General features: G+C 71.9%; 21 protein-coding genes. 19 read left to right on the plus strand and 2 right to left on the minus strand.

The features are described 5' to 3' along the window. Positions 1-296 precede the first annotated feature (296 nt). The 3 genes from IO29_RS10800 (at position 297) to IO29_RS10810 (ending at position 8,171) form a co-directional block, all read left to right on the plus strand. Positions 297-2,369: a flotillin family protein gene (locus IO29_RS10800; protein ID WP_106969763.1), complete on the plus strand. Its 2,073-nt coding sequence runs from the start codon at positions 297-299 to the stop codon at positions 2,367-2,369. 158 nt (positions 2,370-2,527) lie between these two features. After that, positions 2,528-7,486, plus strand: coding sequence for a DNA repair ATPase (locus IO29_RS10805; protein WP_033225088.1), 4,959 nt, complete (start codon positions 2,528-2,530; stop codon positions 7,484-7,486). 61 nt (positions 7,487-7,547) lie between these two features. Next, positions 7,548-8,171 carry a hypothetical protein gene (locus tag IO29_RS10810; RefSeq protein ID WP_234307507.1) on the plus strand — a complete coding sequence of 208 codons (624 nt, stop codon included), beginning with the start codon at positions 7,548-7,550 and terminating at the stop codon, positions 8,169-8,171. Here the strand turns inward: IO29_RS10810 and IO29_RS38875 are convergent. Then, on the minus strand, positions 8,150-8,902 hold the full coding sequence (locus IO29_RS38875; protein WP_199806853.1) for a hypothetical protein: 753 nt from the start codon (positions 8,900-8,902) through the stop codon (positions 8,150-8,152). The two genes, IO29_RS10810 and IO29_RS38875, sit on opposite strands and share 22 nt — an antisense overlap. A gap of 139 nt (positions 8,903-9,041) precedes the next feature. Here IO29_RS38875 and hemL point away from each other — a divergent pair, with 139 nt between their 5' ends. From hemL to ccsB, 7 genes are all read left to right on the plus strand, one after another. Next, complete coding sequence (gene hemL, locus IO29_RS10820; RefSeq protein WP_030379722.1) at positions 9,042-10,361, plus strand: glutamate-1-semialdehyde 2,1-aminomutase; 1,320 nt, start codon at positions 9,042-9,044, stop codon at positions 10,359-10,361. Then, a complete protein-coding gene (locus IO29_RS10825; protein ID WP_030379723.1) occupies positions 10,358-11,080 on the plus strand; it encodes a histidine phosphatase family protein in 723 nt (240 codons plus the stop codon). The genes hemL and IO29_RS10825 overlap by 4 nt, the downstream gene beginning before the upstream one ends. Positions 11,081-11,257: 177 nt before the next feature. Next, entirely contained in the window at positions 11,258-12,589 is a 1,332-nt protein-coding gene (locus tag IO29_RS10830; RefSeq protein ID WP_030379724.1) for a polysaccharide deacetylase family protein, read from the plus strand. 84 nt (positions 12,590-12,673) lie between these two features. Beyond that, a complete protein-coding gene (locus IO29_RS10835; protein WP_030379725.1) occupies positions 12,674-13,306 on the plus strand; it encodes a TlpA family protein disulfide reductase in 633 nt (210 codons plus the stop codon). 4 nt (positions 13,307-13,310) lie between these two features. Further along, entirely contained in the window at positions 13,311-14,072 is a 762-nt protein-coding gene (locus IO29_RS10840; protein WP_030379726.1) for a cytochrome c biogenesis CcdA family protein, read from the plus strand. A gap of 3 nt (positions 14,073-14,075) precedes the next feature. Next, positions 14,076-16,019: a cytochrome c biogenesis protein ResB gene (locus IO29_RS10845; protein ID WP_030379727.1), complete on the plus strand. Its 1,944-nt coding sequence runs from the start codon at positions 14,076-14,078 to the stop codon at positions 16,017-16,019. Further along, a complete protein-coding gene (gene ccsB / locus IO29_RS10850) occupies positions 16,019-17,107 on the plus strand; it encodes a c-type cytochrome biogenesis protein CcsB (protein ID WP_030379728.1) in 1,089 nt (362 codons plus the stop codon). Before IO29_RS10845 ends, ccsB begins: the two co-directional genes overlap by 1 nt. Positions 17,108-17,168: 61 nt before the next feature. Here ccsB and IO29_RS10855 read toward each other — a convergent pair whose 3' ends face one another. Continuing rightward, complete coding sequence (locus IO29_RS10855) at positions 17,169-17,459, minus strand: PLD nuclease N-terminal domain-containing protein (protein ID WP_030379729.1); 291 nt, start codon at positions 17,457-17,459, stop codon at positions 17,169-17,171. Between the two features lie 123 nt (positions 17,460-17,582). On the opposite strand from IO29_RS10855, the gene IO29_RS10860 reads away from it, so the two are divergent. The 9 genes from IO29_RS10860 to IO29_RS10900 all read left to right on the plus strand — a co-directional run bounded on the left by IO29_RS10860 (position 17,583) and on the right by IO29_RS10900 (position 25,684). Next, entirely contained in the window at positions 17,583-19,040 is a 1,458-nt protein-coding gene (locus IO29_RS10860) for a menaquinone biosynthesis decarboxylase (RefSeq protein ID WP_030379730.1), read from the plus strand. Next, positions 19,037-19,942 (plus strand): menaquinone biosynthesis prenyltransferase MqnP, encoded by a 906-nt coding sequence (mqnP, locus tag IO29_RS10865; protein ID WP_030379731.1) that lies wholly within the window; start codon positions 19,037-19,039, stop codon positions 19,940-19,942. Before IO29_RS10860 ends, mqnP begins: the two co-directional genes overlap by 4 nt. A 160-nt stretch (positions 19,943-20,102) precedes the next feature. After that, complete coding sequence (locus IO29_RS10870; RefSeq protein WP_106969760.1) at positions 20,103-20,783, plus strand: UbiX family flavin prenyltransferase; 681 nt, start codon at positions 20,103-20,105, stop codon at positions 20,781-20,783. 18 nt (positions 20,784-20,801) lie between these two features. Further along, positions 20,802-21,260, plus strand: coding sequence for an Lrp/AsnC family transcriptional regulator (locus IO29_RS10875; RefSeq protein ID WP_030379733.1), 459 nt, complete (start codon positions 20,802-20,804; stop codon positions 21,258-21,260). A gap of 103 nt (positions 21,261-21,363) precedes the next feature. After that, positions 21,364-22,527, plus strand: a complete 1,164-nt coding sequence (mqnE, locus tag IO29_RS10880; RefSeq protein WP_030379734.1) for an aminofutalosine synthase MqnE — start codon at positions 21,364-21,366, stop codon at positions 22,525-22,527. Between the two features lie 7 nt (positions 22,528-22,534). Further along, entirely contained in the window at positions 22,535-23,059 is a 525-nt protein-coding gene (locus tag IO29_RS10885; protein WP_030379735.1) for a GNAT family N-acetyltransferase, read from the plus strand. A gap of 148 nt (positions 23,060-23,207) precedes the next feature. Then, positions 23,208-23,528, plus strand: coding sequence for a DUF4229 domain-containing protein (locus tag IO29_RS10890; protein ID WP_030379736.1), 321 nt, complete (start codon positions 23,208-23,210; stop codon positions 23,526-23,528). Positions 23,529-23,586: 58 nt separating this feature from the next. Beyond that, a complete protein-coding gene (locus IO29_RS10895; protein ID WP_033225091.1) occupies positions 23,587-24,255 on the plus strand; it encodes a TetR/AcrR family transcriptional regulator in 669 nt (222 codons plus the stop codon). A 232-nt stretch (positions 24,256-24,487) separates the two neighbouring features. Further along, a complete protein-coding gene (locus IO29_RS10900) occupies positions 24,488-25,684 on the plus strand; it encodes a macrolide family glycosyltransferase (protein WP_030379738.1) in 1,197 nt (398 codons plus the stop codon). Positions 25,685-25,692 lie beyond the last annotated feature (8 nt).

The following is a 25,692-nucleotide window of genomic DNA, read 5'->3' on the forward strand; positions in this document are numbered from 1 at the left end:
GGGGCGGGAGGTCGGGGGGAGGCCGGTCAGGGGGGCGGTGACGGGGGCGGGGCGCTGTTTGGTTCCGATGTCTTCCGGCACTAAGCAGCGTGTAAAGACTGCCGGAAGTCGGCAATGCGGCAGGCGTGCACGGTCGGCAGGATAAAGGCGGGGCAACCGCATCGGGCCAACTCGATGCCGGACACCGGCAGGTGACGGCACCGCGGTCCGCGCATGCCCTCTCCTCTCCCCCCACCCCGTCGAGGACGGACGCCGTGCACGCCGAGCAGTGAAGGACGTTACCGCTGATGAATGCCATGATCGTGGGCCTGGGAGCGCTCGTCGTGCTCTTCCTGCTCGCCGTACTCGTGCTCTCCCGGCTGTTCCGCAAGGTGGAGCAGGGCAAGGCGCTCATCGTCTCCAAGATGCGCAAGGTGGACGTGACCTTCACCGGGCAGGTCGTGCTGCCGGTGCTGCACCGGGCCGAGGTGATGGACATCTCGGTGAAGACCATCGAGATCACCCGGGCCGGCAAGGAGGGGCTGATCTGTCAGGACAACATCCGCGCGGACATCCGGATCTCGTTCTTCGTCAAGGTCAACAAGACCGTCGAGGACGTCGTGAAGGTCGCCCAGGCGGTCGGCACGGCGCGGGCCAGTGACCGTGACACGTTGCAGGAACTGTTCCACGCGAAGTTCTCCGAGGCGCTCAAGACCGTCGGCAAGCAGCTGGACTTCACCGACCTCTACACCAAGCGCGAGGAGCTGCGGTACCGGATCATCGAGGTCATCGGGGTGGACCTCAACGGCTACCACCTCGAGGACGCGGCGATCGACTACCTGGAGCAGACGCCGCTGACCCAGCTCGACCCGGCCAACGTCCTGGACGCACAGGGCATCCGGAAGATCACCGAGCTGACGGCCGTGGAGCACGTGCGCACCAACGAGGCGCAGCGCACGGAGGAGAAGGAGATCACCCGGCAGAACGTGGACGCCCGGGAGGCCGTCCTGGAGCTGGAGCGGCGCCAGGCCGACGCCGAGATCAAGCAGCGCCGGGAGATCGAGACCGTACGGGCGCGCGAGGAGGCCGAGACGGCGCGCGTGGTGGAGGAGGAGCGGCTGCGTGCGCAGGGGGCGTTCCTGCGCACGGAGGAGCAGCTCGGGGTGCAGCGGGAGAACCAGGCCCGCGAGGTGGCCGTCGCGGCGAAGAACCGGGAGCGGGTCCTCGCGATCGAGAGTGAGCGGATCGAGAAGGACCGGCTCCTCGAGGTCATCGCGCGGGAGCGGGAGACCGAGCTGACCCGGATCGCGGCCTCCAAGGAGGTCGAGGCGGAGAAGCGGGACATCGCCGAGGTGGTGCGCGAGCGGGTCGCCGTGGACCGTACGGTCGCCGAGCAGGAGGAGTCCATCAAGAAGCTCCGCGCGGTGGAGGAGGCGGAGCGGCAGCGGCAGGCCGTGATCATCGCCGCCGAGGCGGAGGCGCAGGAGAAGCTGGTCAAGGACATCAAGGCGGCGGAGGCGGCCGAGCAGGCCGCGACGCACCGCGCGGCCGAGGCACTGACCATGGCCGAGGCCCGGTTGCGGAGCGCCGACCTGGAGGCGCAGGCCAAGCTGAAGCTGGCCCAGGCGCTGCGGGCGGAGAGCGCGGCGGAGGGGCTGGCCGCGGTGGAGGTCCGCGACAAGGAGGCGGACGTCATCGGCAAGGCCGGCCGGGCGGAGGCCGAGGCGGCCGAGGCGCGGCTGCGGGCGGAGGCCGAGGGCACGCGGGCCAAGGCGCTCGCGGAGGCCGAGGGTGCCCGGGCCAAGGCGCTCGCCGAGGCGGACGGCGTCGGCGAGAAGCTGAAGGCCGAGGCGGCCGGGCTGACGGAGAAGGCGGCGGCGATGGCCGCGCTCGACGAGGCGTCCCGCGCGCACGAGGAGTACCGGCTGCGGCTGGCGGCCGAGAAGGACATCCGGCTGGCCGGGCTCGAGGTGCAGCGGCAGATCGCCGAGGCGCAGGCGACGGTGCTGGCCACGGGGCTGGAGAACGCGGACATCGACATCGTCGGGGGCGAGTCGGTCTTCTTCGACCGGCTGATGTCGTCCATCGCGCTCGGCAAGGGCGTGGACGGCTTCGTCGAGCACTCGCAGACGGCGCAGGCGCTGGCCAAGCCGTACCTGGACGGCACGTCGAGCCTCGCCGACGACCTCGGCCGGGTGCTCGGCTCGGTCTCCACGGCGGACGTGCAGAACCTGACCGTCTCCGCGCTGCTGATGAAGCTCATGCAGACCGGCGACGCGCAGGCCGGACAGGTCCGCAAGCTGCTCGACCGGGCGGGCGAACTGGGCCTCGCGGACACGCCGCTGACGTCCCTGAAGGCCGGGGCGCTGAACGGCGGCGCCGGCGCCTGACCGGGGGCCCCGCCCCCTCCCCTCTTCCGGAGCCGCCGCACAGGGGACGGCGGCTCCGGAACACACCTTCGCGCCCAGGCACGGACCTTCGCGCCCAGGCACGCACGGACCTTCGCGCCCACGCACGGACCTTCGCGCCCACGCAGGAAAGGACCCCCATGACGACCGGGGTGAACAGCACCACGCACGAACCGTCGGCCCCCGGCGTCCCGGGAGCCGACGCCGCCCCCGGCGCCTACGAACTCCTCCGCGACCGGCTCACCGGCCAGGCGGCCGAGCTGGCCCGCCGCGCCGAGGCGCTGAACGCGCGGCGCGTCGGGGAGTTCGGGGCCGCACGGCTCGAACTCACCGGTACCGAACGGCTGCGGAGCGCGGGCGCGTGCGTGGCGCAGGACGCCGTCGCCCTCGGGGAGGTGCTGCTGCTCGGGTACGAGACCGGCCCGGCCGGCAGCGCCGACGGGACGGCCGTCGGGGACGTGTTCGCACTGCACGGCCCCGACCTCGCCCGGCTGCCCGAGGACGCCGTACCGGGGCTGCTCGACGACCCCGCGTTCGTACGGGAGTTCGCGGCCCTGTACCGCTACTACCGCGAGGCGACCCTGCTGCGGCTGCGCCGGGTCGACGGCCGGCTGCTCGCCGTGTTCCGCACCGGCGAGAAGGCCGACGACATCCGCGTCCTGCGCTGGGCCATCGGCGACGACGGACGCGTCTCCTTCCTCGACGCGCGCGGCGACCGCGACCACGTCCTGCCGCCCGCCCACGACTTCACCTGGACGCCCACCACCCGCGAGGACCACGTCCTCGGCCGCCACCCGCACGTCTCCGTCGACGGCGAGGTGTACGTCGCCACCGTCGGCGGCACGCTCACCGTCAAGACGGAGAACGACACCGAGACCGCCGACGGCATCCACGGCGAACCGGTCGCCGAACCGCTCCAGGCGCTCGCCGACGCGGACATCGCGTACGCGCGCGTCGGCGCGCTGATCCTGCTGCGGGTGCGCCCCTACAAGGAGGACACCGACCGGTACCTGGTCTTCAACACCCTCACCAGGACCGTCGTCCGTCTCGACGGCATCGGGCGGGCCTGCCGCCGCCTCCCCGACGACCAGGGCATCGTCTTCCCCGGCGGCCACTGCCTGGCCACCGGCGTCCACCGCACGTACGAACTCGACACGGAGGGGCTGGAGTTCGAGCGCGAGGTGCGCGCACCCAACGGCGAGGACGTGCTGTACGCGTTCCGCGCGCCCGCCGGGGGCCGCACCCTGCTGCTGCCGTACAACACGATCCGCAAGGAGGTCGCGGCCCCGCTGTCCTGCCGCGGCTGGGCACTCGCCGACGACGGCACGCTCACCCTGCTGCGCGGCGGGGGCGACGAGCCCGCCCGCGTGCACCCCGTCCAGCGCTGGTCGTCCCCGTTCGTCTCCGACACCTACGAGGCCGCCCGCCCCGGCGGTACCGGATGGCTCGCCCGGATCGGCAACGCCGACCTCGTGCGCGGCATCGCCGCCTGCCTGTCCGTGGCCCGCGCCGCCACCGGGACCACGCCCACCGGCGAGGTCTACGCGGAACTGGCCGCCGCCTGCGTCCGCACCGCCGACGCCCACCACTGGCTGGCCGACCCGGAGGCCGGCGACCTCGCGGAGCCGCTGGCCGGGCTGCGCGCCACCGCCGAGCAGGTGCTCGCCGAGTTCGCCACCGTACGCACGCTCACCCGGCAGGCGGCCGACGCGCTCGACGAGGCCGACGCCCGCCTCGCCGCCGTCGTCCGCCGGCTGCGCGGCGAGGCACCGCGCGGCGCCGCCGACTGGGCGGCCGGACTGACCGAACTGCGCCGCGCGCAGGGACATCTGCTGACCCTGCGCGCGATGCGGTACGCGGACACCGCCCGCATCGACGACCTGGCCGTCGGCGCCGAGACCGACCTCGCCGCCTTCGCCCAGCGCGCCGTCACCCACCTCGCCCGCCCGGACGCCTTCGCCGGCACCCACGCGGACGTCGAACGGATCGCCGCCGACGCGGAGGAGATCGGCACCGCCGCCGAGGCCGCGCCGCTCGCCGCCCGCCTGGACGAACTGGCCGAGGGGCTGGGCGCGGTGACCGACGTCGTCGCCGGGCTCGACACCGGCGACGCCACCGTCCGCACCTCCGTCCTGGAGGCCGTCGCCGGGGCGCTCGGCGGCGTCAACCGGGCCCGCGCCGTCCTCGACGCCCAGCGCCGGGCCCTGCTGGAGCAGGAGGGCCGGGCCGGGTTCACCGCTGAGTTCGCGCTGCTCGGCCAGGCCGTCACCGGCGCGCTCGCGGTCGCCGACAGCCCCGAGGCGTGCGACGAACAGCTCGCCCGGCTGCTGGTCCAGGTGGAGAACCTGGAGTCACGGTTCGCCGAGTCCGACGACTTCCTCGACACGCTCGCCGGCAAGCGCGAGGAGATCCACGAGGCGCTCTCCGCCCGCAAGCAGTCCCTCGCCGACGCCCGCGCCCGCCGCGCCGAACGCCTCGCCGACTCCGCCACCCGCGTCCTTCGCACCGTCGCCCGCCGCGCCGCGAGCCTCGCCGACGCGGACGCCGTCACCACGTACTTCGCCTCCGACCCGATGCCCGCCAAGGTCCGCCGCACCGCCGCGGAGCTGCGCGAACTGGGCGACGCGGTCCGCGCGGAGGAGCTGGAGGGGCGCCTCGACGCCGCCCGCGAGGAGGCCGCCCGCGCCCTGCGCGACCGCACCGATCTGTACGCCGACGACGGCCGCACCCTGCGCCTGGGCGCCCACCGCTTCGCCGTCTCCACCCAGCCCCTCGACCTCACCCTCGTCCCGCACGGCGACGGCCTCGCCTTCGCCGTCACCGGCACCGACTACCGCGCCCCGGTCACCGACCCGGAGTTCGCGGCCACCCGTGCCCACTGGGACCGGCTCCTGCCGTCGGAGTCGCCCCAGGTCTACCGCGCCGAGCACCTCGCCGCCCGGCTCCTCGACGAACACGGCCCGTCCGCGCTGGCCGCCGCCGACGACCTCGCCGCGCTCGTACGGGAGGCGGCCGAGGCGGCGTACGACGAGGGGTACGAGCGGGGCGTCCACGACCACGACGCCACGGCGATCCTCGCCGCGCTGCTGCGGCTGCACGAGGGCGCGGGCCCGCTGCGCCACGAGCCCGCCGCCCGCGCCGCCGCCCAGCTGTTCTGGGCGCACGGCACGACGGAGGAGCAGCGGCAGGACTGGCGGCGCCGGGCGCAGTCCCTGGCCCGGGCACGCGAGACGTTCGGAATGGCGCCGGCGATCGCGGACGTGTGCGGGGAGCTGGCGCGGGCGATGGGGGGAAGCGTTGCGGGGGCGGCGTGGGCCGCTGGGGAGGGAACCGCCGTGGGGGCGGCGGACGCCGTTGAGGAGGGCGCCGCCGCCGCGTACCTCTTCGACGAACTGACCACCGGCCCCGACGGCTTCGTCCTCGGCGCCGGCACCCGCACCCTCCTCGACAAGTTCCACCGCACGGCCGGCGGCCCGGCGTACGCGGAGGACCTCGCCGCCGTCGAGGACCTGGCCGCCCGCCACCAGCTGGCCGAGGCATGGCTCACGGCGTACGCCACCGCCACCGGCACGGAACTGGCACCCGGCGACCTCGCCGAGGCGGTCGCCGCCGAGCTCTGCCCCGGCCTGCCCCGCTACCCGGGCGACGCCCCGCTGACGGAGACCGTGCACGGCCTGCTCGGCGCCCACCCGCGCATCACCGACCGCGCCCTCACCGTCCGCGTGGACGAACTCCTCGCCCGCACCCGCGCGTTCCGCGCCCACGACGTCCCCGCCCACCACGAGTACACCGCCCGCCGCGCCGCCCTGGTCGCCGCCGAGCGGACCCGGCTGCGCCTGGACGACCACCGTCCGCGCGTCCCGTCCGGCTTCGTCCGCAACCGGCTCATCGACGAGGTGTACCTCCCGCTGATCGGCGACAGCCTCGCCAAGCAGCTCGGCACCGCGGACGCGGCCCACCGCACCGGGTCCGGCGGACTGCTCCTGCTGGTCTCCCCGCCGGGCTACGGCAAGACGACGCTGATGGAGTACGTCGCCGACCGCCTCGGCCTGATGCTGGTGCGGATCAGCGGACCGGCCCTCGGGCACTCCGTGACCTCGCTCGACCCGGCCGAGGCCCCGAACGCCACCGCCCGCCAGGAGATCGAGAAGATCAACTTCGCGCTGGCGGCGGGCAACAACACGCTCCTGTACCTGGACGACATCCAGCACACCTCACCCGAGCTGTTGCAGAAGTTCATCCCGCTCTGCGACGCCACCCGCCGCGTGGACGGCGTACGGGACGGCGTCCCGCACACCTACGACCTGCGCGGGAAGCGGTTCGCGGTCTGCACGGCCGGCAACCCCTACACCGAGTCCGGCGGCCGCTTCCGGGTCCCCGACATGCTCGCCAACCGCGCCGACGTGTGGAACCTCGGCGACGTCCTCACCGGCAAGGAGCACGTCTTCGGCCTGAGCTTCGTGGAGAACGCGCTGACGGCCAACCCGTACCTCGCCCCGCTCGCCGGCCGCGACCGCGCCGACCTCGACCTGCTGCTCCGCCTCGCCGAGGGCGACCCGACCGCCCGCGTGGACCGGCTCGTCCACCCGTACGAACCGGCCGAGCTGGAACGGGTCCTCGCCACCCTGCGCCACCTGCTCACCGCCCGCGCGACGGTCCTCGCGGTGAACGCCGCGTACATCGCCTCCGCCGCCCAGACGGACGCCACCCGCACGGAACCACCGTTCCAGCTCCAGGGTTCCTACCGGAACATGCGCCGGATCGCCCAGCGGATCCAGCCCGTCATGAACGAGACGGAACTCTCGTCCCTCGTCGAGGACCACTACCGCGCCGAGGCCCAGACCCTCACCACGGGCACCGAGGCCAACCTGCTGAAACTCGCCGAACTGCGCGGCACGCTCACCCCCGACCGGGCCGCCCGCTGGACCGCCCTGAAGACGGCCCACGTCCGCGCCCTCGGCGACCTTGAGAACACCCCACTGACGCAGGCGGTGACCGCGCTGACGGTGCTCGCCGACCGGATCGCCGCCGTCGAGACGGCGATCACCAGGATCACGGCGTCCGACGACGCCCCGAAGCCGACCACCGCCCGACGGTGACCGTCGGGCGCAGGGTTTCCTCGGCGCGGTGGACCGCGGAACCGTGGGTACTCGCCGCGGCATGAGCAAGCGCGCGCTGTGGCAGGGGCTGGCGGCCGGCACGGCCGGGGTGCTGGTGATGACACTGGGCGAGAAGGCGGAGCAGCGGCTGACCGGCCGCCCCGACTCCTACGTGCCAGCCCGCACCCTGGAACGCCTGACCGGCATGCGGGAGAGCCCCGGCCGCCGGTCCCTGCCGGTGAACCTGGCCATGCACGTGGGGCAGGGCGCCCTCCTGGGTGTCCTCAGGTCGGTGATGTCGCACGCCGGACTGCGCGGCCCCCTGCCCTCGGCGCAGTTCGCCGTCGTCCGGCTCACCGCCGACCAGATCCTGGAGAACGCCACCGGTGTCGGCGCCCCGCCGGAGACCTGGCCGCGCCGCGAACTCGTCGTCGACCTGCTGCACAAGACGGTGTACGCCTTCGCCACCGGCGCCGTCGCCGACGCTGGCCGCCCGGTCGGGCCCCGGCCCGGGGCAACGTCACGCCGCCGCCCGCCCCGGCCGACACGCCGACGCGGGCCCCCTCCCCCGAAAACGATGACCACCGCCCGCCGCACCACCCGGCTCGGCTCGGGGAGGAGCGGGACCCGCAGGCCCCACCCCCGCCCGCACGAACCGTCGGCTCAGGGCCAAACCAAGCAGTAAGGCTGATGCCCCGCCTCATGCAACCGATGGCTGAAGTCCTGCCACTCGTGCAGCAGTTGGTAGACGTTGAACGCGTCGCGCGGGCCGCCGCGGTCGGGGACCGTGGACCAGATGAAGGCGGCGGCGCCGACCGCCTCCTCGCCTATGCCGCGCAGGGGGTCGACGACCGTCATGGGGAGCTTCACGACCGCGTAGTCGGGGTGCAGGACCACCAGTTCGAGCGGCGGGACCTTGTGCAGCGGGACGCCCTCGATGCCTGTGAGGACCATCGCCGCCATCGTCTCCGGTTTGATCTTGGTGAACATGCCGCCCATGCCCAGCTCGTCCCCGCCGAGCTCCTCGGGGCGCATCGAGATCGGGACGCGGGCCGCCGTGGCGCCGTCGGGTGCGCCGAAGTACTTGTACGTCACCCCCACCCGGCCACCATTCCCGCTTCCTGCGCCGAGTCGATCGCCCAGACGGTCGCCGAGTCGATCCGGCCTGTGGTCAGCCCTACGGTTCGCATGGTCCATGCCATCCATACGCGCCAGCCGCTCGATCCGCTCAGGTTCCGCCGGTGAAGCATCGAGATCCGGTGCCTGAGATGTCTGGGATGTCTGCGGTGGCTGCGGTGTCGCTCGTGCTTGTCGTGGTTCTGTCGTCTCCTCCGCGTCGCGCCGGTGCCTTCCCCGCCGGGCACGCCGAGGACCGAGGTCACCGGTCCCCTCGCCCAGTCCGCCACCGCGATGCATATCTCCACCCGACTGCTTTTCTAGGACTCGTGGTCCCCGCCGCGCAACCCGATCATCGTGTCAGTGACCTCCCCCGCGGCCGCTCGCCGAAACGTGCGGCGAAACACCAGTCCGCGGGATCCCCGACGCCTCTGACACCATGGCTCGTGTGAGCTATCCGTACGAAGCCCCAGTTTCGCAGACTCTTTTCGAGCGCGCCGAGGCCGTCACGCCGGGCGGCGTGAACTCTCCGGTCCGCGCCTTCGGTGCCGTGGGCGGTACGCCCCGGTTCATGGTGTCCGGCACCGGTCCGTACCTGACCGACGCCGACGGCAGGGAATACGTGGACCTCGTGTGCTCCTGGGGACCCATGATCCTCGGCCACGCCCGTCCCGAGGTGACCGCCGCCGTCCAGGAGGCCGTCGCCCGCGGCACCTCCTTCGGCACGCCCGGCGAGGGCGAGGTCGCGCTCGCCGAGGAGATGGTCGCCCGGGTCGCGCCCCTGGAGCAGGTCCGGCTGGTCTCCAGCGGTACCGAGGCCACCATGTCCGCCATCCGCCTCGCGCGCGGGTTCACCCGGCGCGCGAAGGTGGTGAAGTTCGCCGGGTGCTACCACGGGCACGTCGACGCGCTCCTCGCCGCGGCCGGCTCCGGCGTCGCCACCTTCGCCCTGCCCGACACCCCCGGCGTCACCGGCGCCCAGGCGGGCGACACGATCGTGCTGCCGTACAACGACCTCGACGCCGTCCGCGCCGCCTTCGCCGCGCACCCCGGCGAGATCGCCTGCGTGATCACCGAGGCCTCGCCCGGCAACATGGGCGTCGTCCCGCCGCTGCCCGGCTTCAACCAGGGGCTGCGGGACCTGTGCCGCGACAACGGCGCGCTGTACATCTCCGACGAGGTCATGACCGGCTTCCGCACCAGCCGCGCCGGCTGGTACGGCGTCGACGGCGTCGCCCCCGACCTGATGACCTTCGGCAAGGTGATGGGCGGCGGCTTCCCCGCCGCCGCGTTCGGCGGACGCGCCGACGTCATGGCGCACCTCGCCCCGGCCGGCCCCGTCTACCAGGCCGGCACCCTCTCCGGGAACCCGGTCGCCACCGCCGCCGGCCTCGCCCAGCTGCGGCTCCTCGACGACGCCGCGTACGCCACGGTCGACGCGGTCTCCGCGCGGCTGCGGGCGCTGGTGACGGAGGCGCTCACCAAGGAGGGCGTCGCGCACACCGTGCAGAACGCCTCCAACATGTTCTCCGTGTTCTTCACCGACCGTCCGGTGCGGAACTACGGGGACGCCCGCGCGCAGGAGTCGTACCGCTTCACCGCGTTCTTCCACTCGATGCTCGCCCAGGGCGTCCACCTTCCCCCTTCCTCCTTCGAGTCCTGGTTCGTGTCCACCGCGCACGACGACCGGGCCCTGGAGCGGATCGCCGACGCCCTTCCGGCGGCGGCCCGAGCAGCAGCGGAGGCCACGGCCGCATGAGCACCGCCAGGAACGACAGCAGGAACGACAGCAGGAACGACAGCAGGAACGACGACATCACCGTCGTGCACGTGATGCGGCACGGTGAGGTCGAGAACCCGGAGGGCGTCCTGTACGGGCGGCTCGCCGGGTACCACCTCTCCGAGCTGGGCCGGAAGATGGCCGAGCGGGTCGCCGAGCACCTCGCCACCCGCGACATCACCCATGTCGTCGCCTCCCCGCTGGAGCGGGCCCAGGAGACGGCGACCCCCATCGCCAAGGCGCACGGTCTCGACCTCGCCACGGACGAACGGCTGATCGAGGCGGAGAACGTCTTCCAGGGGAAGACCTTCGGCGTCGGCGACGGCGCGCTGCGGCGGCCGGCCAACTGGAAGCACGTCGTCAACCCGTTCAAGCCGTCCTGGGGCGAGCCGTACGTGGACCAGGTCGTGCGGATGATGGGGGCGCTGCACGCCGCGCGGGACGCGGCGCGGGGGCACGAGGCGGTGTGCGTCAGCCATCAGCTGCCGATCTGGATCCTGCGGTCGTACGTGGAGAAGCGGCGGTTGTGGCACGACCCGCGCAAGCGGCAGTGCACGCTCGCGTCGTTGACGACGTTCACGTTCCAGGGGGACGGGATCGTCTCGGTGGGGTACACCGAGCCGGCCCGGGATCTGGTGCCGGCGCATCTCTTGGCGGGAGCCAAGGGGAAGGGCGACACCAAGGCCTTCGGGGCGTGAGAGGGGGCGCCCCCTCGTCCCTGACCCCCCGTTGGGCTGAATGATCGTATTTTCGTAACAACCGGGGCATAACCCTCGCCCGAACGGAACCCCCGGCTCGCCCCCGCCCTCTACCTCTGTGTCAGCTGGGAGTCAGCTGAGCGGAAGCTGAGTGCAGCGAGAACAAGGGGCCGCCCCATGCGGAACATCAGCCGGCGAGGAATGATCGGGCTCGGTGCGGGCGCCGCCGCGGCGATGGGACTCGCCGCGTGCGGTGGCAGCAAGGACGACGACGCCGCCACCCACGCCGGCGGTTCCGGCAAGAAGGAGTCCAGCAGCCCCAAGCCCACCGCGCGCCCCATAGGCGACGGCTCCACGTCCGACACCGGGGCCCAGCCGCACCAGCCCGACAAGCCCGTGCCGCTGGAGCCCGGCCAGACCCCGCCGCAGTTCGTGATCTTCTCCTGGGACGGCGCCGGCGAGGTCGGCAACGGCCTCTTCCCGCGCTTCCTGAAGCTCGCCAAGGAGCACGACGCGCACATGACGTTCTTCCTCTCCGGGCTCTATCTGCTCCCGGAGTCGAAGAAGCGCATGTACCACGGGCCCAACAACGCCCCCGGCGCCTCCGACATCGGCTACCTCACCGACGAGCACATCAAGCTCACGCTGAAGTACATACGCCAGGCCTGGCTGGACGGCCACGAGATAGGCACCCACTTCAACGGCCACTTCTGCTCCGGCCACGGCACGGTCGCCAACTGGACGCCCAAGCAGTGGCGCAGCGAGATCGACCAGGCCAGGTCGTTCGTCAAGGAGTGGCGGACCAACACCGGCTGGACCGACCTGCCCTCGCTCCCGTTCGACTACGACAAGGAGCTCGTCGGCGGCCGCACCCCCTGTCTGCTCGGCCAGGACAACCTGCTGCCCACCGCGCGCGAGCTCGGCTGGCGCTACGACGCCTCCTCGCCCGGCGGCCGCCAGCGCTGGCCCGAGCAGAAGAACCGGGTGTGGGACCTGCCGTTGCAGGGCGTGCCGTTCCCGGGCCACAGCTTCGAGGTCCTCTCGATGGACTACAACATGCTGGCCAACCAGTCGGTCAACTCCACCAAGGCCCCGCCGTCGAACTACCCGGGCTGGCGCACCCAGGCCGCGAACGCCTACATCAACGGCTTCAAGCGGGCCTACGAGTCCAACCGGGCGCCCTTCTTCATCGGCAACCACTTCGAGGAGTGGAACGGCGGCATCTACATGGACGCCGTCGAGCAGGCGTTCAAGCACATCGCGCGGGAGAAGGAGAAGGGCGCCGACGTGCGCATGGTCTCCTTCCGCCAGTTCGTGGACTGGCTGGACGTGCAGCGCCCCGAGATCGTCGAGAAGCTCCAGTCGCTCGACGTCGGCCAGAAGCCGGCCGGCGGCTGGAAGGAGTTCCTCAAGGACGACACCGGGACGGGCAAGGGCACCGGCGCCGGCACGGGGACCGGGACCGGCACGGGGACCGGGACCGGCAAGGGATCCGAGGACGCCGCCTGACCCGCGCACCCTGCCTGAAATGCGGGTTTCCGTCCGCGAGGGGGGTGCGCAAGATCCCCGGAACGGACATGCGAAACTTTTCACATGAGTGCCGCCCGCCGCACCCCCCAGCGCCCGAACCGCACCGTGAGCCGCCGTCGCCGTACCGCCTTCCTCGGCGCCGGGGCGGCCGTCGCGGCACTCCTGCTGACCGCCTGCGGTTCGGGCGGCATCTCCGGGGGCTCCGGCAACACCAACTTCGTCGCCGGCAAGGACGGGATAGACACCGCGAAGAAGGGTGACCGGCAGACCGCGCCCGACCTGTCCGGCAAGACCATCGACGGCAAGCAGCTCGACGTCGCCGACTACCGGGGCAAGGTCGTCGTCCTCAACGTCTGGGGCTCCTGGTGCTCGCCCTGCCGGGCCGAGGCCGACAACTTCGCCAAGGTCGCCAAGGAGACCGCGAGCAAGGGCGTCCAGTTCGTCGGCATCAACACCCGCGACACCAGCACCACCCCCGCCGTCGAGTTCGAGAAGGCCCACGGGATCACCTACCCGAGCCTGTACGACCCCACCGGCCGGCTGCTGCTGCGCTTCAAGAAGGGCACGCTCAACCCGCAGGCCATCCCCTCCACGCTGATCCTCGACCGCGACGGCAAGGTCGCCGCGCGCACGCTCCAGCCGCTGAGCGAGGACAAGCTGCACGAGATGCTCGACCCGGTCGTGGCGGAGAACTGACGCCGTGCTCCTCGCCGCAGCCACCGACCCGAACATGACGGTCCGCAACGGAGCCCTGCTCCTCGCAGTGCCGGTCGCCGTGCTCGGCGGCCTCGTCTCCTTCTTCTCCCCGTGCGTCCTGCCGCTCGTCCCCGGCTACCTCTCCTACGTGACCGGCGTCACCGGCACCGACCTGGCCGAGGCCAGACGCGGCCGGATGGCCGGCGGGGCCGCGCTCTTCGTCGCCGGGTTCACCGTGGTGTTCGTCTCCGGCGGGGCGCTCTTCGGCTACTTCGGGCAGACGCTCCAGGAGTACAGCGGCACGCTCTCCAAGGTGCTCGGCGTGCTGATGATCGCGCTCGGCGTCTTCTTCATGGGCCTGATGCCCTGGCTCACCCAGCGCGAGTTCCGCTTCCACCGCCGTCCCGCCGCCGGCCTGATCGGCGCGCCGCTCCTCGGCGCGCTGTTCGGCATCGGCTGGACGCCGTGCATCGGCCCGACCCTCGCCTCCGTGCTCGCCCTCTCCTCCAACGAGGCGAGCGCGGGCCGCGGGGCCATACTGACCGTCGCCTACTGCCTCGGTCTGGGCGTACCGTTCGTGCTCGCCGCCGTCGCCTTCCGCAAGGCGCTCGGCGCCTTCGGCTGGGTCAAGCAGCACTACGTGTGGGTCATGCGGATCGGCGGCACCATGATGATCGTCACGGGGGTACTGCTGCTCACCGGCGCCTGGGACCACCTGGTGCAGGAGATGCAGACCTGGTCCAACGGCTTCACTGTGGGGATCTGATCGATGAGCAAGTCCACGACCACCGAGACGACCACCGACCCGGCACCCGGGCCGGCGAACGTGGTGGGAGACGACCAGGACCTCGGCGCCGCCGGTTCCCAGCTCTCCACCGCCCCCACCGACACCGTCGTCCCCGGCTCCTTCGGCGGGGTCCGCGGCCCCGGCGCCAAGGGGTGGCTCACCTGGACCCTGCGCGAGATCACCGGCTGGGCCCGCTGGTTCTGGCGGCAGCTGACCTCCATGCGGGTCGCGCTGATCCTGCTGTTCCTGCTCTCGCTGGGCGCCATCCCCGGCTCGCTGATCCCGCAGTCGGGCACCGACGCGCTCAAGGTCGAGGACTTCAAGGCCGCCCACAAGACCCTCGGCCCCGTCTACGACAAGCTGGGACTGTTCCACGTCTACAGCTCGGTGTGGTTCTCCGCGATCTACATCCTGCTGTTCGTCTCCCTCATCGGCTGCATCATCCCGCGCACCTGGCAGTTCGTCGGCCAGCTCCGCAGCCGCCCGCCGGGCGCCCCCCGCCGGCTGACCCGGCTGCCCGCGTACGCGACCTGGCGCACCGACGCCGACCCCGAGGAGGTCCGCGCCGTCGCGCTCAAGGCGCTGCGCCGGCGCCGCTTCCGCGCGCATGTCGCCGGGGACGCGGTCGCCGCCGAGAAGGGGTACGTGCGCGAGCTGGGCAACCTGATCTTCCACATCGCCCTGATCGTGCTGCTGGTCTCCTTCGCCTGGGGCCAGCTGTACAAGTCCGACGGCGAGAAGCTGGTCATCGAGGGCGACGGCTTCGCCAACACGCCCACCCAGTACGACGACATCAAGTCCGGCAGCCTCTTCACCGCCGACGACCTGGTGCCGTTCAGCTTCGACCTGAAGAGCTTCACCGGCACCTACGAGCGCACCGGCCCCAACAAGGGCACCCCGCGCACGTACGAGGCGGCGATCACCTACCGCCAGGGTGCCGGCGGCGCGCAGAAGAGGACGACCGTCAAGGTCAACCACCCGCTGCACATCGGCGACTCCAAGGTCTACCTGGTCAGCCACGGCTACGCCCCGGTCGTCACCGTGCGCGACGCCAAGGGCAAGGTCGTCTTCCACCAGGCCGTGCCGCTGCTGCCGATCGACTCCAACGTCACCTCGCAGGGCGCCATCAAGGTGCTCGACGGCTACACCAACGCCAAGGGGAAGAACGAGCAGCTCGGTTTCGCCGCGTTCTTCGTGCCGACGTTCGCGGGCGAGGGCAAGGGCACGATGTTCTCCCAGTTCCCGGCGCTGGACTACCCGGTGCTCGCGCTGTCGGCGTTCCACGGCAGCCTCGGCTCCGACTCCGGCATCCCGCAGAACGTGTACCAGCTGGACACCTCGCACGCGAAGCAGTTCAAGAACGCCAAGGGCGACATCCTCAAGTCCCGGCTGCTGCCGGGGGAGACGATGAAGCTGCCGGGCGGCAACGGCTCGATCACCTTCGAGAAGGACATCAAGGAGTGGGCCGGCTTCCAGATCGTCCAGGAGCCGGGCAGCATCTGGGCGCTGACCGGGGCCGTCGCCGCGATCCTGGGCCTTGCCGCCTCGCTGTTCATCTCGCGCCGCCGGGTGTGGGTGCGGGCCGTGCGGGGCGCCGACGGCGTCACGGTCGTCGAGATGGCGGGCCTGGGCCGCAGTGAGTCCGCGAAGCTCCCGCAGGAACTGGGCGAGCTGGCCGCCCGCGTCCACGAACGGGCCCCGACGCGGGCCGACGGGCCGGGCGCCGCTGATCCGGCCACCGAGCCGGACGCGGACCCCGTCGCCGAACCAGCGGACCCGGTTACCGAACCCGCGGACCCCGTCGCCGAACCAGCGGACCCGGTTGCCGAACCAGCGGACCCCGATTCCGAACCGGTCGCCGACGCGGCCACCGAGCCGATCCCCGAACCTCCCGTATCCGCCGCCGAAGGGGCAGAGAAGCAGTGATGAGCCTCGCCGCCGCCACCAACGAACACCTCGCGAGCGTGAGCAACACGCTCATCTACTCCTCGATGGCCGTCTACACCCTGGCCTTCTTCGCCTACATCGCCGAATGGCTGTTCGGCAGCCGCAGCAAGGTGGCCCGCACGGCCGACGCGCTGACCGCCGAGGGGGCGGGCGCGAAGCGCGCGCAGGCCCCCGCGGTCACCGTCAAGACGGCCGGGGGCACCGCCGTCCTGGACCGCCCCGAGGTCGTCGTCCGCGCCGCGACCGGCTCCCGTGACGTGCCGGACGGACCCGGCGCCCACGGCGGGGACGAGCAGGGCGACATGTACGGCAGGATCGCCGTCTCGCTCACCGTGCTCTCGTTCCTCATCGAGTTCACCGGCGTCCTCACGCGCGCGCTCTCGGTGCGACGGGCGCCGTGGGGCAACATGTACGAGTTCAACATCACGTTCTCCACGGTGGCGGTGGGCGTCTTCCTCGTCCTGCTCGCGCTGCGCAAGAACGTCCGCTGGCTCGGCCTGCCGCTGATCACGACGGTCCTGCTGGACCTGGGCCTCGCGGTCACCGTGCTCTACACGGCGAGCGACCAGCTCGTGCCCGCGCTGCACTCGTACTGGCTCTACATCCACGTCTCCACCGCGATCTTCTGCGGCGCGGTGTTCTACGTGGGGGCCGTCGGCACGATCCTGTACCTCTTCAAGGACTCCTACGAGAACAAGCTGGCCAACGGCGGCAAGCCGGGCCGTTTCGCCACGTCCGTCCTGGAACGCCTCCCGGCCTCGGCCTCGCTGGACAAGTTCGCGTACCGGATCAACGCGGCGGTCTTCCCGCTGTGGACGTTCACGATCATCGCGGGCGCGATCTGGGCGGGCGACGCGTGGGGCCGCTACTGGAACTGGGACCCCAAGGAGACCTGGTCCTTCATCACCTGGGTCGCCTACGCCTGCTACCTCCACGCCCGCGCCACCGCCGGCTGGAAGGGCCGCAAGGCCGCCTACATCGCCCTCATCGCCTTCGCCTGCTGGCTGTTCAACTACTACGGCGTCAACATCTTCGTCACCGGCAAGCACTCGTACGCGGGCGTGTGAGAGGGGCGCGGGGAACCGTGCGGGCGGCCACGACCCGCCCGCACGCGCCACCCGCCCCCGCTCAGCCCTCCGCGTCCCGCCGCTTCCCGTCCTCCCCGAGCGACCTCAGGAACTCGGGGTTGTCGTCGGGCGCCACCCAGCGCCCGGCACCGGCGGCCCCGGCCGGCCGCCGCACCTTCCCCGCGATCAACCACGCCACCGGCCCCACCAGCACCTCCCCGAACAGCAGGATCACGATCACCCACACCACCTTCGGCAGCCCCCGCACCTCCTCCTCCGGAGTGTTCAGGCAGTCCACGAAGGCGAAGATCCACAAGGCCAGCACCAGCAGGAAGGGCAGATACCTGAGCATGGTCGCGCGTTCCCCCAGGAACCGTAGGACGGTGACGGTGACGGAACCGGATCGGCCCCGATGAGGGGACCGGGTCGGCCCCGGTGACGGGCCTAGGTTAGCCCGTGACGGATACTGGTTCGCATGGCTTACGACGATCTTCGCTCCCTGCTCCGGGCGCTGGAACGCGAGGGCGACCTCAAGCGCATCAAGGCCGAGGTCGACCCGTACCTGGAGGTCGGGGAGATCGTCGACCGGGTGCAGAAGTCCGGCGGCCCCGCCCTCCTCTTCGAGAACGTCAAGGGCAGCGCGATGCCCTTGGCGATGAACGTCTTCGGCACCGACCGCCGCCTGCTCAAGGCCCTCGGCCTGAAGTCGTACAACGACATTTCGGACCGGATCGGCGGCCTGCTCAAGCCCGAACTGCCGCACGGCTTCGTCGGCGTCCGCGAGGCGTTCGGCAAGCTCGGCGCGATGGCCCACGTCCCGCCGAAGAAGGTCAAGGGCGACAGCGCCCCCGTCCAGGAGGTCGTCCTGCGCGGTGACGACGTCGACCTGAACACGCTGCCCGCGCTGTTCACCTGGCCCCAGGACGGCGGCTCCTTCTTCAACCTGGGGCTCACCCACACCAAGGACCCCGAGTCCGGCATCCGCAACCTGGGCCTCTACCGCCTCCAGCGCCACGACAAGCGCACCATCGGCATGCACTGGCAGATCCACAAGGACAGCCGCAACCACTACCAGGTCGCCGCCCGCCGCGGCGAACGGCTGCCCGTCGCCATCGCCTTCGGCTGCCCGCCCGCCGTGACCTACGCCGCCACCGCCCCGCTCCCCGGCGACATCGACGAGTACCTGTTCGCCGGGTTCGTGCAGGGCAAGCGGATCGAGATGGTCGACTGCAAGACCGTCCCGCTCCAGGTCCCGGCGCAGGCGGAGGTGGTCCTGGAGGGCTGGCTGGAGCCCGGCGAGATGCTCCCCGAGGGTCCCTTCGGCGACCACACCGGCTTCTACACCCCGCAGGAGCCGTTCCCCGCGCTCACGATCGACTGCGTGACGATGCGCAGGCGCCCGCTGCTCCAGTCGATCGTCGTGGGGCGGCCCCCGACGGAGGACGGCCCGCTCGGCCGGGCGACGGAGCGGTTCTTCCTCCCCCTGCTCAAGATCATCGTGCCGGACATCGTGGACTACCACCTCCCCGAGGCCGGCGGCTTCCACAACTGCGCGATCGTCTCGATCGACAAGAAGTACCCCAAGCACGCCCAGAAGGTCATGCACGCCGTGTGGGGCGCCCACATGATGTCGCTGACCAAGCTGATCGTGGTCGTCGACGCCGACTGCGACGTCCACGACCTGCACGAGGTCGCCTGGCGCGCCCTCGGCAACACCGACTACGCCCGCGACCTCAGCGTCGTCGAAGGCCCCGTCGACCATCTCGACCACGCCTCCTACCAGCAGTTCTGGGGCGGCAAGGCGGGCGTCGACGCCACGCGCAAGTGGCCCGAGGAGGGGTACACGCGCGACGGGGGCTGGCCCGAGATGGTCCTGTCGGACCCCGAGACGGCGGCGAAGGTCGACCGCCGGTGGAAGGAGTACGGACTGTGACCAGCGCCTCCGCGGCCCTGCCCCAGCAGCCGGGACGCACCAGAGCATTCCTGCGTCTGGTGATGATCGAACATTCCGTGTTCGCACTGCCCTTCGCCTACATCGCCTCCCTCACCGCGATGTACGAACGGGACGAGAACATCCACTGGGGCCGGCTGCTGCTCGTCACCGTCGCCATGGTCGGGCTGCGGACGTTCGCCATGGCCGCGAACCGGATCATCGACCGCGAGATCGACGCCCGCAATCCGCGCACCGCCCACCGCGAACTCGTCACCGGCGCGATGTCGGTGAAGCACGCCTGGACCGGCGCGCTCGTCGCCCTCGTCGTCTTCCTCGGCGCCGCCGCCCTGCTCAACCCCCTCTGCCTGGCGCTCGCCCCCGTCGCCGTCATCCCGATGGTGGTCTATCCCTACGGCAAGCGGTTCACCAACTTCCCGCAGGCCATCCTGGGTCTCGCCCAGGCGATGGGCCCGATCGGCGGCTGGCTGGCGATCAGCGGCTCCTGGTCCTGGGACGCGGTCATTCTCGGCCTGGCCGTCGGCATCTGGATCGGCGGCTTCGACCTGATCTACGCCTGCCAGGACGTGGAGACCGACCGCGAGGTCGGCGTGCGGTCCGTGCCCGCCCGCTTCGGCATCCCCGCCGCCATCTGGGGCGCCCGCGCCTGTCACACCGTCACCACCGGCCTCTTCATCTGGTTCGCCCTCGCCACCGACGCCGGCGCCTTCTTCTGGCTCGGCCTGGTGATCGTCGCCGGCGCGTTCGTCTACGAACACACCCTCGTCCGCCCCCACGACCTGACCCGACTGAACCGGGCGTTCTTCAGCGTCAACGGCTTCATCGGCATCGCCCTTTTCGTGTGCGCGCTGCTCGACCTGCTGGTGCGCGGGCTCACGGTGTAGAGCCTCGGCGCGCAGACGCGGACGGAGGCGCCGGTGAGGAGCCAGAAGAGCCGGTAGAGCCAGAAGTAGGGCGGAAACGGGAGACCGGCTCGGGCCGATCCCGGGCACCGTGCGGGTCGCCGGTAGGCTCGGCACCATGAAGCCAGGACAGACGCAGCGCGTGCCTTGGATCGTGGGGGTGTCCGGGGCCTCCGGCACTCCGTACGCCGCCGCGGTGCTGCGTGCGCTGCTCGCCGCCGGTGAGAGCGTCGACCTGGTGGTCAGCCGCGCCTCTCGGCTCACCCTGCTGGACGAGACCGGCATCGGCTTCCGGGACGCGCACTGGCAGGAGGATCTGCGGGCCTGGCTGGCCCGCGGGGCCGACGGCAAGCCGGACACGTTCGCCGCCGAGACCGCCGACCTGAGCGCCGTACGGCATTGGGCGGCCGGTGACCTGGCGGCGGGCCCGTCCTCGGGGTCGTACCCCGTCAGGGGCATGCTGATCGTGCCCGCGTCGACGGCGTGCGTGGCCGGGGTCGCGCTCGGGCTCTCCAAGGACCTGCTCCAGCGCGCGGCGAGCGTCACGCTCAAGGAGGGGCGCCGCCTGGTCGTCGCCGTCCGCGAGACCCCGCTGAACGGCCAGACCCTGCGGCACCTGGTGGCCCTGGACGACGCCGGGGCGACGGTCCTGCCCGCCTCGCCCGCCTTCTACGCCGGGGCGACGCACATCCAGGACCTGGTGGACTTCGTCGCCGGCCGGGTCCTGGACGCGGCAGGGGTCCCGCACACCCTTTACCGCCGCTGGGCGGGCGACCTCGGCGGCGGCCGTACGACGACGCAACACCCCCACAACCACAACTAGCGGAAGGCCAGCGATCGCATGGACGCGGTGGACAGGCAGCTCATCCAGGCCCTGCGGGAGAACGGCCGGGCCTCCTACGCGGAGCTGGGCCGCCTCGTCGGTCTGTCGGGACCCAGTGTCACCGACCGCATCAACCGCCTGGAGGCGGCCGGCGTGATCACCGGGTATCGCGCCACCGTGGACTCCGCCTCGCTCGGGCTCGGCGTCACCGCCCTGATCGGCATCTCGCTCTCCGACGCCGTCGACCACGAGGACGTGGCGATGCGGCTGAAGGACCTGCACGAGATCGAGGACTGCTGGTTCATCGCGGGCGACGACTCCTTCATGATCAAGGTGCGGGCCTCCGACGTGGACGGCCTGGAGAAGACCATCAGGCGGCTGTCCGGCACCAAGGGCGTCTCCCGGACCCGTACCACGATCGTGCTCTCCACGAAGTGGGAGAACAGGGTGGGCGAGCTGCCCGAAGAGGTGCTCTGAGGTCCGCGGCGGGGCCCCGCCGACGCGGGGCCGGGTCCGCGGCGGAGGACCGCGTGCGCGGGCGTACGGTTGTCTGAGTCTGCACGGAGAGATGAGGTATCGCATGGACGCCGGGCTCAAGCGCGAGCTGGAGGACAAGGTCAGGTCCGGTGAGCGGCTGACCCGCGAGGACGGCATCGCGCTGTACGAGTCGGACGACCTGGCCTGGCTCGGCGGGCTCGCCCACGAGGTGCGGACGCGGAAGAACGGCGACGTCGTCCACTTCAACGTCAACCGTCACCTCAACATGACCAACGTGTGCACGGCGTCCTGCGCCTACTGCTCCTTCCAGCGCAAGCCGGGCGAGAAGGACGCGTACACGATGCGCATCGAGGAGGCGGTCAAGCTCGCCAAGGCGATGGAGGGCGAGAACCTCACCGAACTGCACATCGTCAACGGCCTGCACCCCAACCTGCCGTGGCGCTACTACCCGCGCTCGCTGCGGGAGCTGAAGGCCGCGCTGCCGGACGTCTCCCTGAAGGCGTTCACCGCCACCGAGATCCACCACTTCGAGACGATCTCCGGGATGTCCGCCTCCGACATCCTGGACGAGCTGATCGACGCGGGCCTGGAGTCCCTCACCGGCGGCGGCGCGGAGATCTTCGACTGGGAGGTGCGACAGCACATCGTCGACCACCGCACCCACTGGGAGGACTGGTCGCGCATCCACCGGCTGGCGCACGAGAAGGGCCTCAAGACCCCGTGCACCATGCTGTACGGCCACATCGAGGAGCCCCGCCACCGTGTCGACCACGTGCTGCGGCTGCGCGAACTACAGGACGAGACCGGCGGCTTCCAGGTCTTCATCCCGCTGCGCTACCAGCACGACTTCGTGGACATGAAGGACGGCAAGGTCAGGAACCGCCTCCAGGCGCGCACCCAGATGGCGACCGGCGCGGAGGCGCTGAAGACCTTCGCGGTCTCCCGTCTCCTCTTCGACAACGTCCCGCACGTCAAGGTCTTCTGGGTGATGCACGGCGTGCGGACGGCGCAGCTCGCCCTCCAGCACGGCGCGGACGACATGGACGGCTCGGTCGTCGAGTACAAGATCACGCATGACGCCGACGACTACGGCACGCCGAACAAGCTCACCCGCGAGGACCTGCTCGACCTGATCCGCGACGCCGGTTTCCGCCCCGTGGAGCGCAACACGCGCTACGAGATCATCCGCGAGTACGACGGCGCCGACCCGGCCCGCCGCGACGAGCCCCAGCCGATGCGGGTGTGAGGCGGCGGTGTCCCTGACCTTCGCACTCGACCCGGCCGTCACGCCCGAACTGCGCAACGGCCTGCTCACCCTGTGGACGGACGTGTCCAACGCGGGCGGCTCGGTCGGTTTCGTGCCGCCGGTGGAGCCCGAGGACATACGGCCGGCGCTGTTGCGCCACTTCGTCGCCATGGCCGAGGGCCACACCCGGCTCCTGGTCGGCCGCGACGAGGCGGGCGAGATCGTCGCGGCGGCCTTCGTCGCGGCCAACACCCACCGGCTGATGCGGCACTGGGTGTGGCTCTACACGGTGATGGTCCACCCCCGCCACCAGGGCCGCGGCTACGGGCGCGAGCTGCTCGCCGCCGCCGAGGAGGCCGTCCGCGGGATGCCGGGCATCGACGCGATACGGCTCACCTGCCGGGGCGGCAACGGTCTCGAACGGTTCTACGAGTCCTGCGGCTACAAGGAGGTCGGCCGGGTGCCCGGCGCGATCCGGGTGGCCCCGGGGGACGACCGCGACGACATCACGATGCTGCTCCCGCTCGGCTGACCGGGAGCGCGGCCCGCCGGGCCCCCCTGCAAGATCGGGGGGCGCGCGTGCTTCACTGGAGGGTGGGGACGACGCCTTTGGTGACGTTCGCGCCGGATTGTTCGCGCCGGATTGTTCGGGACCTGTTCGGACGGAAGAGTGGATTGAGATGCTCCGCTACACGCTGATGCGCCTTGGGATCTTCGCGGGCTGCCTCGTGGTCGTCTGGGGCCTCGTCTACTCGGGCATCGTCCCGCGCGGACTCGGCGACTCCAACGGCATGTGGATCGTTCTGCTCGCCCTGGTGATCTCCGCGCCGATCAGCTTCGTGGTGCTGCGGGGCGAACGGGACCGGGCCTCCGAGAACGTCGTGCGCCGGGTGGACCGGATGAAGGCCAACCTGGACGCCAACCGCAGCCAGGAGGACGACGTGGACGAGGCGGTACGGTCCCGGACCGGGACCGGCCGGGCCCAGGAGCAGACCTCCTGAACCCCCGCCCGGGTCCGCACCCGGGCACGTGTGCGGGTTCTGCAACTACCCTGTGGCCATGGGCGAAGCGAGAAGCAAGCGGATGCCGCGGGCCGTGCGCGAACGGCAGATGCTCGACGCGGCCGTCCGCACCTTCGGCCGGCGCGGCTACCGCAGCGCCTCCATGGACGAGATCGCCGAACTCGCCGGTGTCTCCAAGCCCTTGGTCTATCTCTACCTGAACTCCAAGGAAGACCTCTTCACCGCCTGCATCCGCCGGGAGGCGGCGGCGCTCACCGCCGCCGTGCGCGCCGGCGTGGACCCGTCGCTCCCCGCCGACCGGCAGCTCTGGAAAGGGCTGCTGGCGTTCTTCACGCACACCGCGGAGAACCCGGACGGCTGGGCCGTACTGCACCTCCAGGCCCGTACGACGGGCGAGCCGTTCGCGGCGGAGGTGGGCGCGATGCGCGAGGAGATCGTCGCCTTCGTCACCCAGCTCGTCGCGGACGCCTCCCGGGCCGGCCGCCGCGACCGGGAACTGCCCCGGCAGGAGGCCGCCGCGCTCGCCGAAGCGCTGGTCGGCGCCGCCGAGTCGCTCGCGGCCTGGGCCAACACCACCCCCGGCGTCCCGGCCCGGCAGGCCGCGGGCACGCTCATGAACTTCGCCTGGGCGGGGCTCGGCGGGCTGATGGAGGGACGCCCGTGGATCCCGCCGGAGCGGACGCAGGTGCCCGTGGGGGCGGGCTAGGGCCTGTCGTTCGGATCCGGGCGCAGGGGACTGACGGTGCGATCTCGGCGCCGACCCCGGGTCCGGACCGGCACGCCGGACCGGCACGCCGGACCGGCACGCCGGGGCGGCGGCCGGTGGGGCGACCGATATCCGGTTGATCGAGGCGGCGGGGCCGTGCCAGCGTCCTGACGTGACTGTTGCCGCTCCAGGCCGGACGGCACCCTCCCGCACCGGAAACGAGTGATCGTCCATGTCCCGTCGCCGCGCCCATGTCGCCATGGTCGGTGTTCCTCTCGTCAGTCATGTCCTGCCCAGCCTGGCGCTCATCCGTGAGCTGGTGGACCGCGGGCACCGGGTCACCTACGCCAACGATCCGTTCGTGGCCGACCGGATCGAGGCCGCCGGCGCGGAGCTGGTGCCCTGCACCTCCACGCTGCCCGTCGCGGACAACGACTGGCCCGCCGATCCCATCGCCGCGGCGAGCCTCTTCCTCGACGACGCCGTCCAGGCACTGCCGCAACTGCGCGCCGCCTACGACGACGACCCGGCCGACCTGTACCTCTACGACATCGGCGCCTATGCCGCGCGCGCCCTCGCCGAAGCGCAGGGCCGTCCCCTCATGCAGCTGTCCCCGACGTTCGTCGGCTGGGACGGCTATCAGGAGGAGGTCGCGGCGCATTTCTGGAAGCTGCCGGGCGCCGACGCGTACCGGGACAGGTTCGCGCGGTGGCTCGCCGGCTGCGGCGCGACCACCACGGACATGGAGACGTTCTCCGGACCGCCCGCCCGGGCCCTCGCCCTGATCCCGCGCGCGATGCAGCCGCACGCCGATCGGGTCGACACCGACACGGTGACCTTCGTCGGTCCCTGTTTCGACAGCCGGGCGGACCCGGACGGCTGGACCCGCCCGGCGGCCGCGGACCAGGTGCTGCTGATCTCGCTCGGCTCGGCGTACACGCGCCGGCCCGCGTTCTACCGCGAGTGCGTCGCGGCCTTCGGCGACCTGCCCGGCTGGCACGTCGTGCTCCAGATCGGCAAGTACACCGACCCCGCGGAACTCGGCACCGTCCCGCCCAACGTCGAAGTGCACTCCTGGGTCCCGCAGCGCGCGATCCTGGAACAGGCCGACGCCTTCGTCACCCATGCCGGCATGGGCGGCTGCGGCGAAGGGCTCCTCGCCGGCGTTCCTATGATCGCCGTGCCGCAGGGAGCCGAGCAGTTCATGAACGCCGACCGGCTCGTGGAACTCGGCGTCGCCCGCCGCGTGGACACCGCCGACGCCACCGCCGAGACCCTTCGCACGGCGCTGCACGACCTGGTCACGGACCCGGAACGCGTGGAGCGGTCCACGCGGTTGCGGGACGCCGCCAGGGCCGAGGGCGGCACCCCGCGCGCCGCCGACCTCGTCGAGGACATGCTGGCCGCCGCCGAGGGCCCCGCGCGCTGAGCTCTGCC

It is taken from the genome of Streptomyces sp. NRRL F-6676 (assembly GCF_000725625.1).
In the GTDB taxonomy this organism is placed as follows: Bacteria; Actinomycetota; Actinomycetes; order Streptomycetales; family Streptomycetaceae; genus Streptomyces.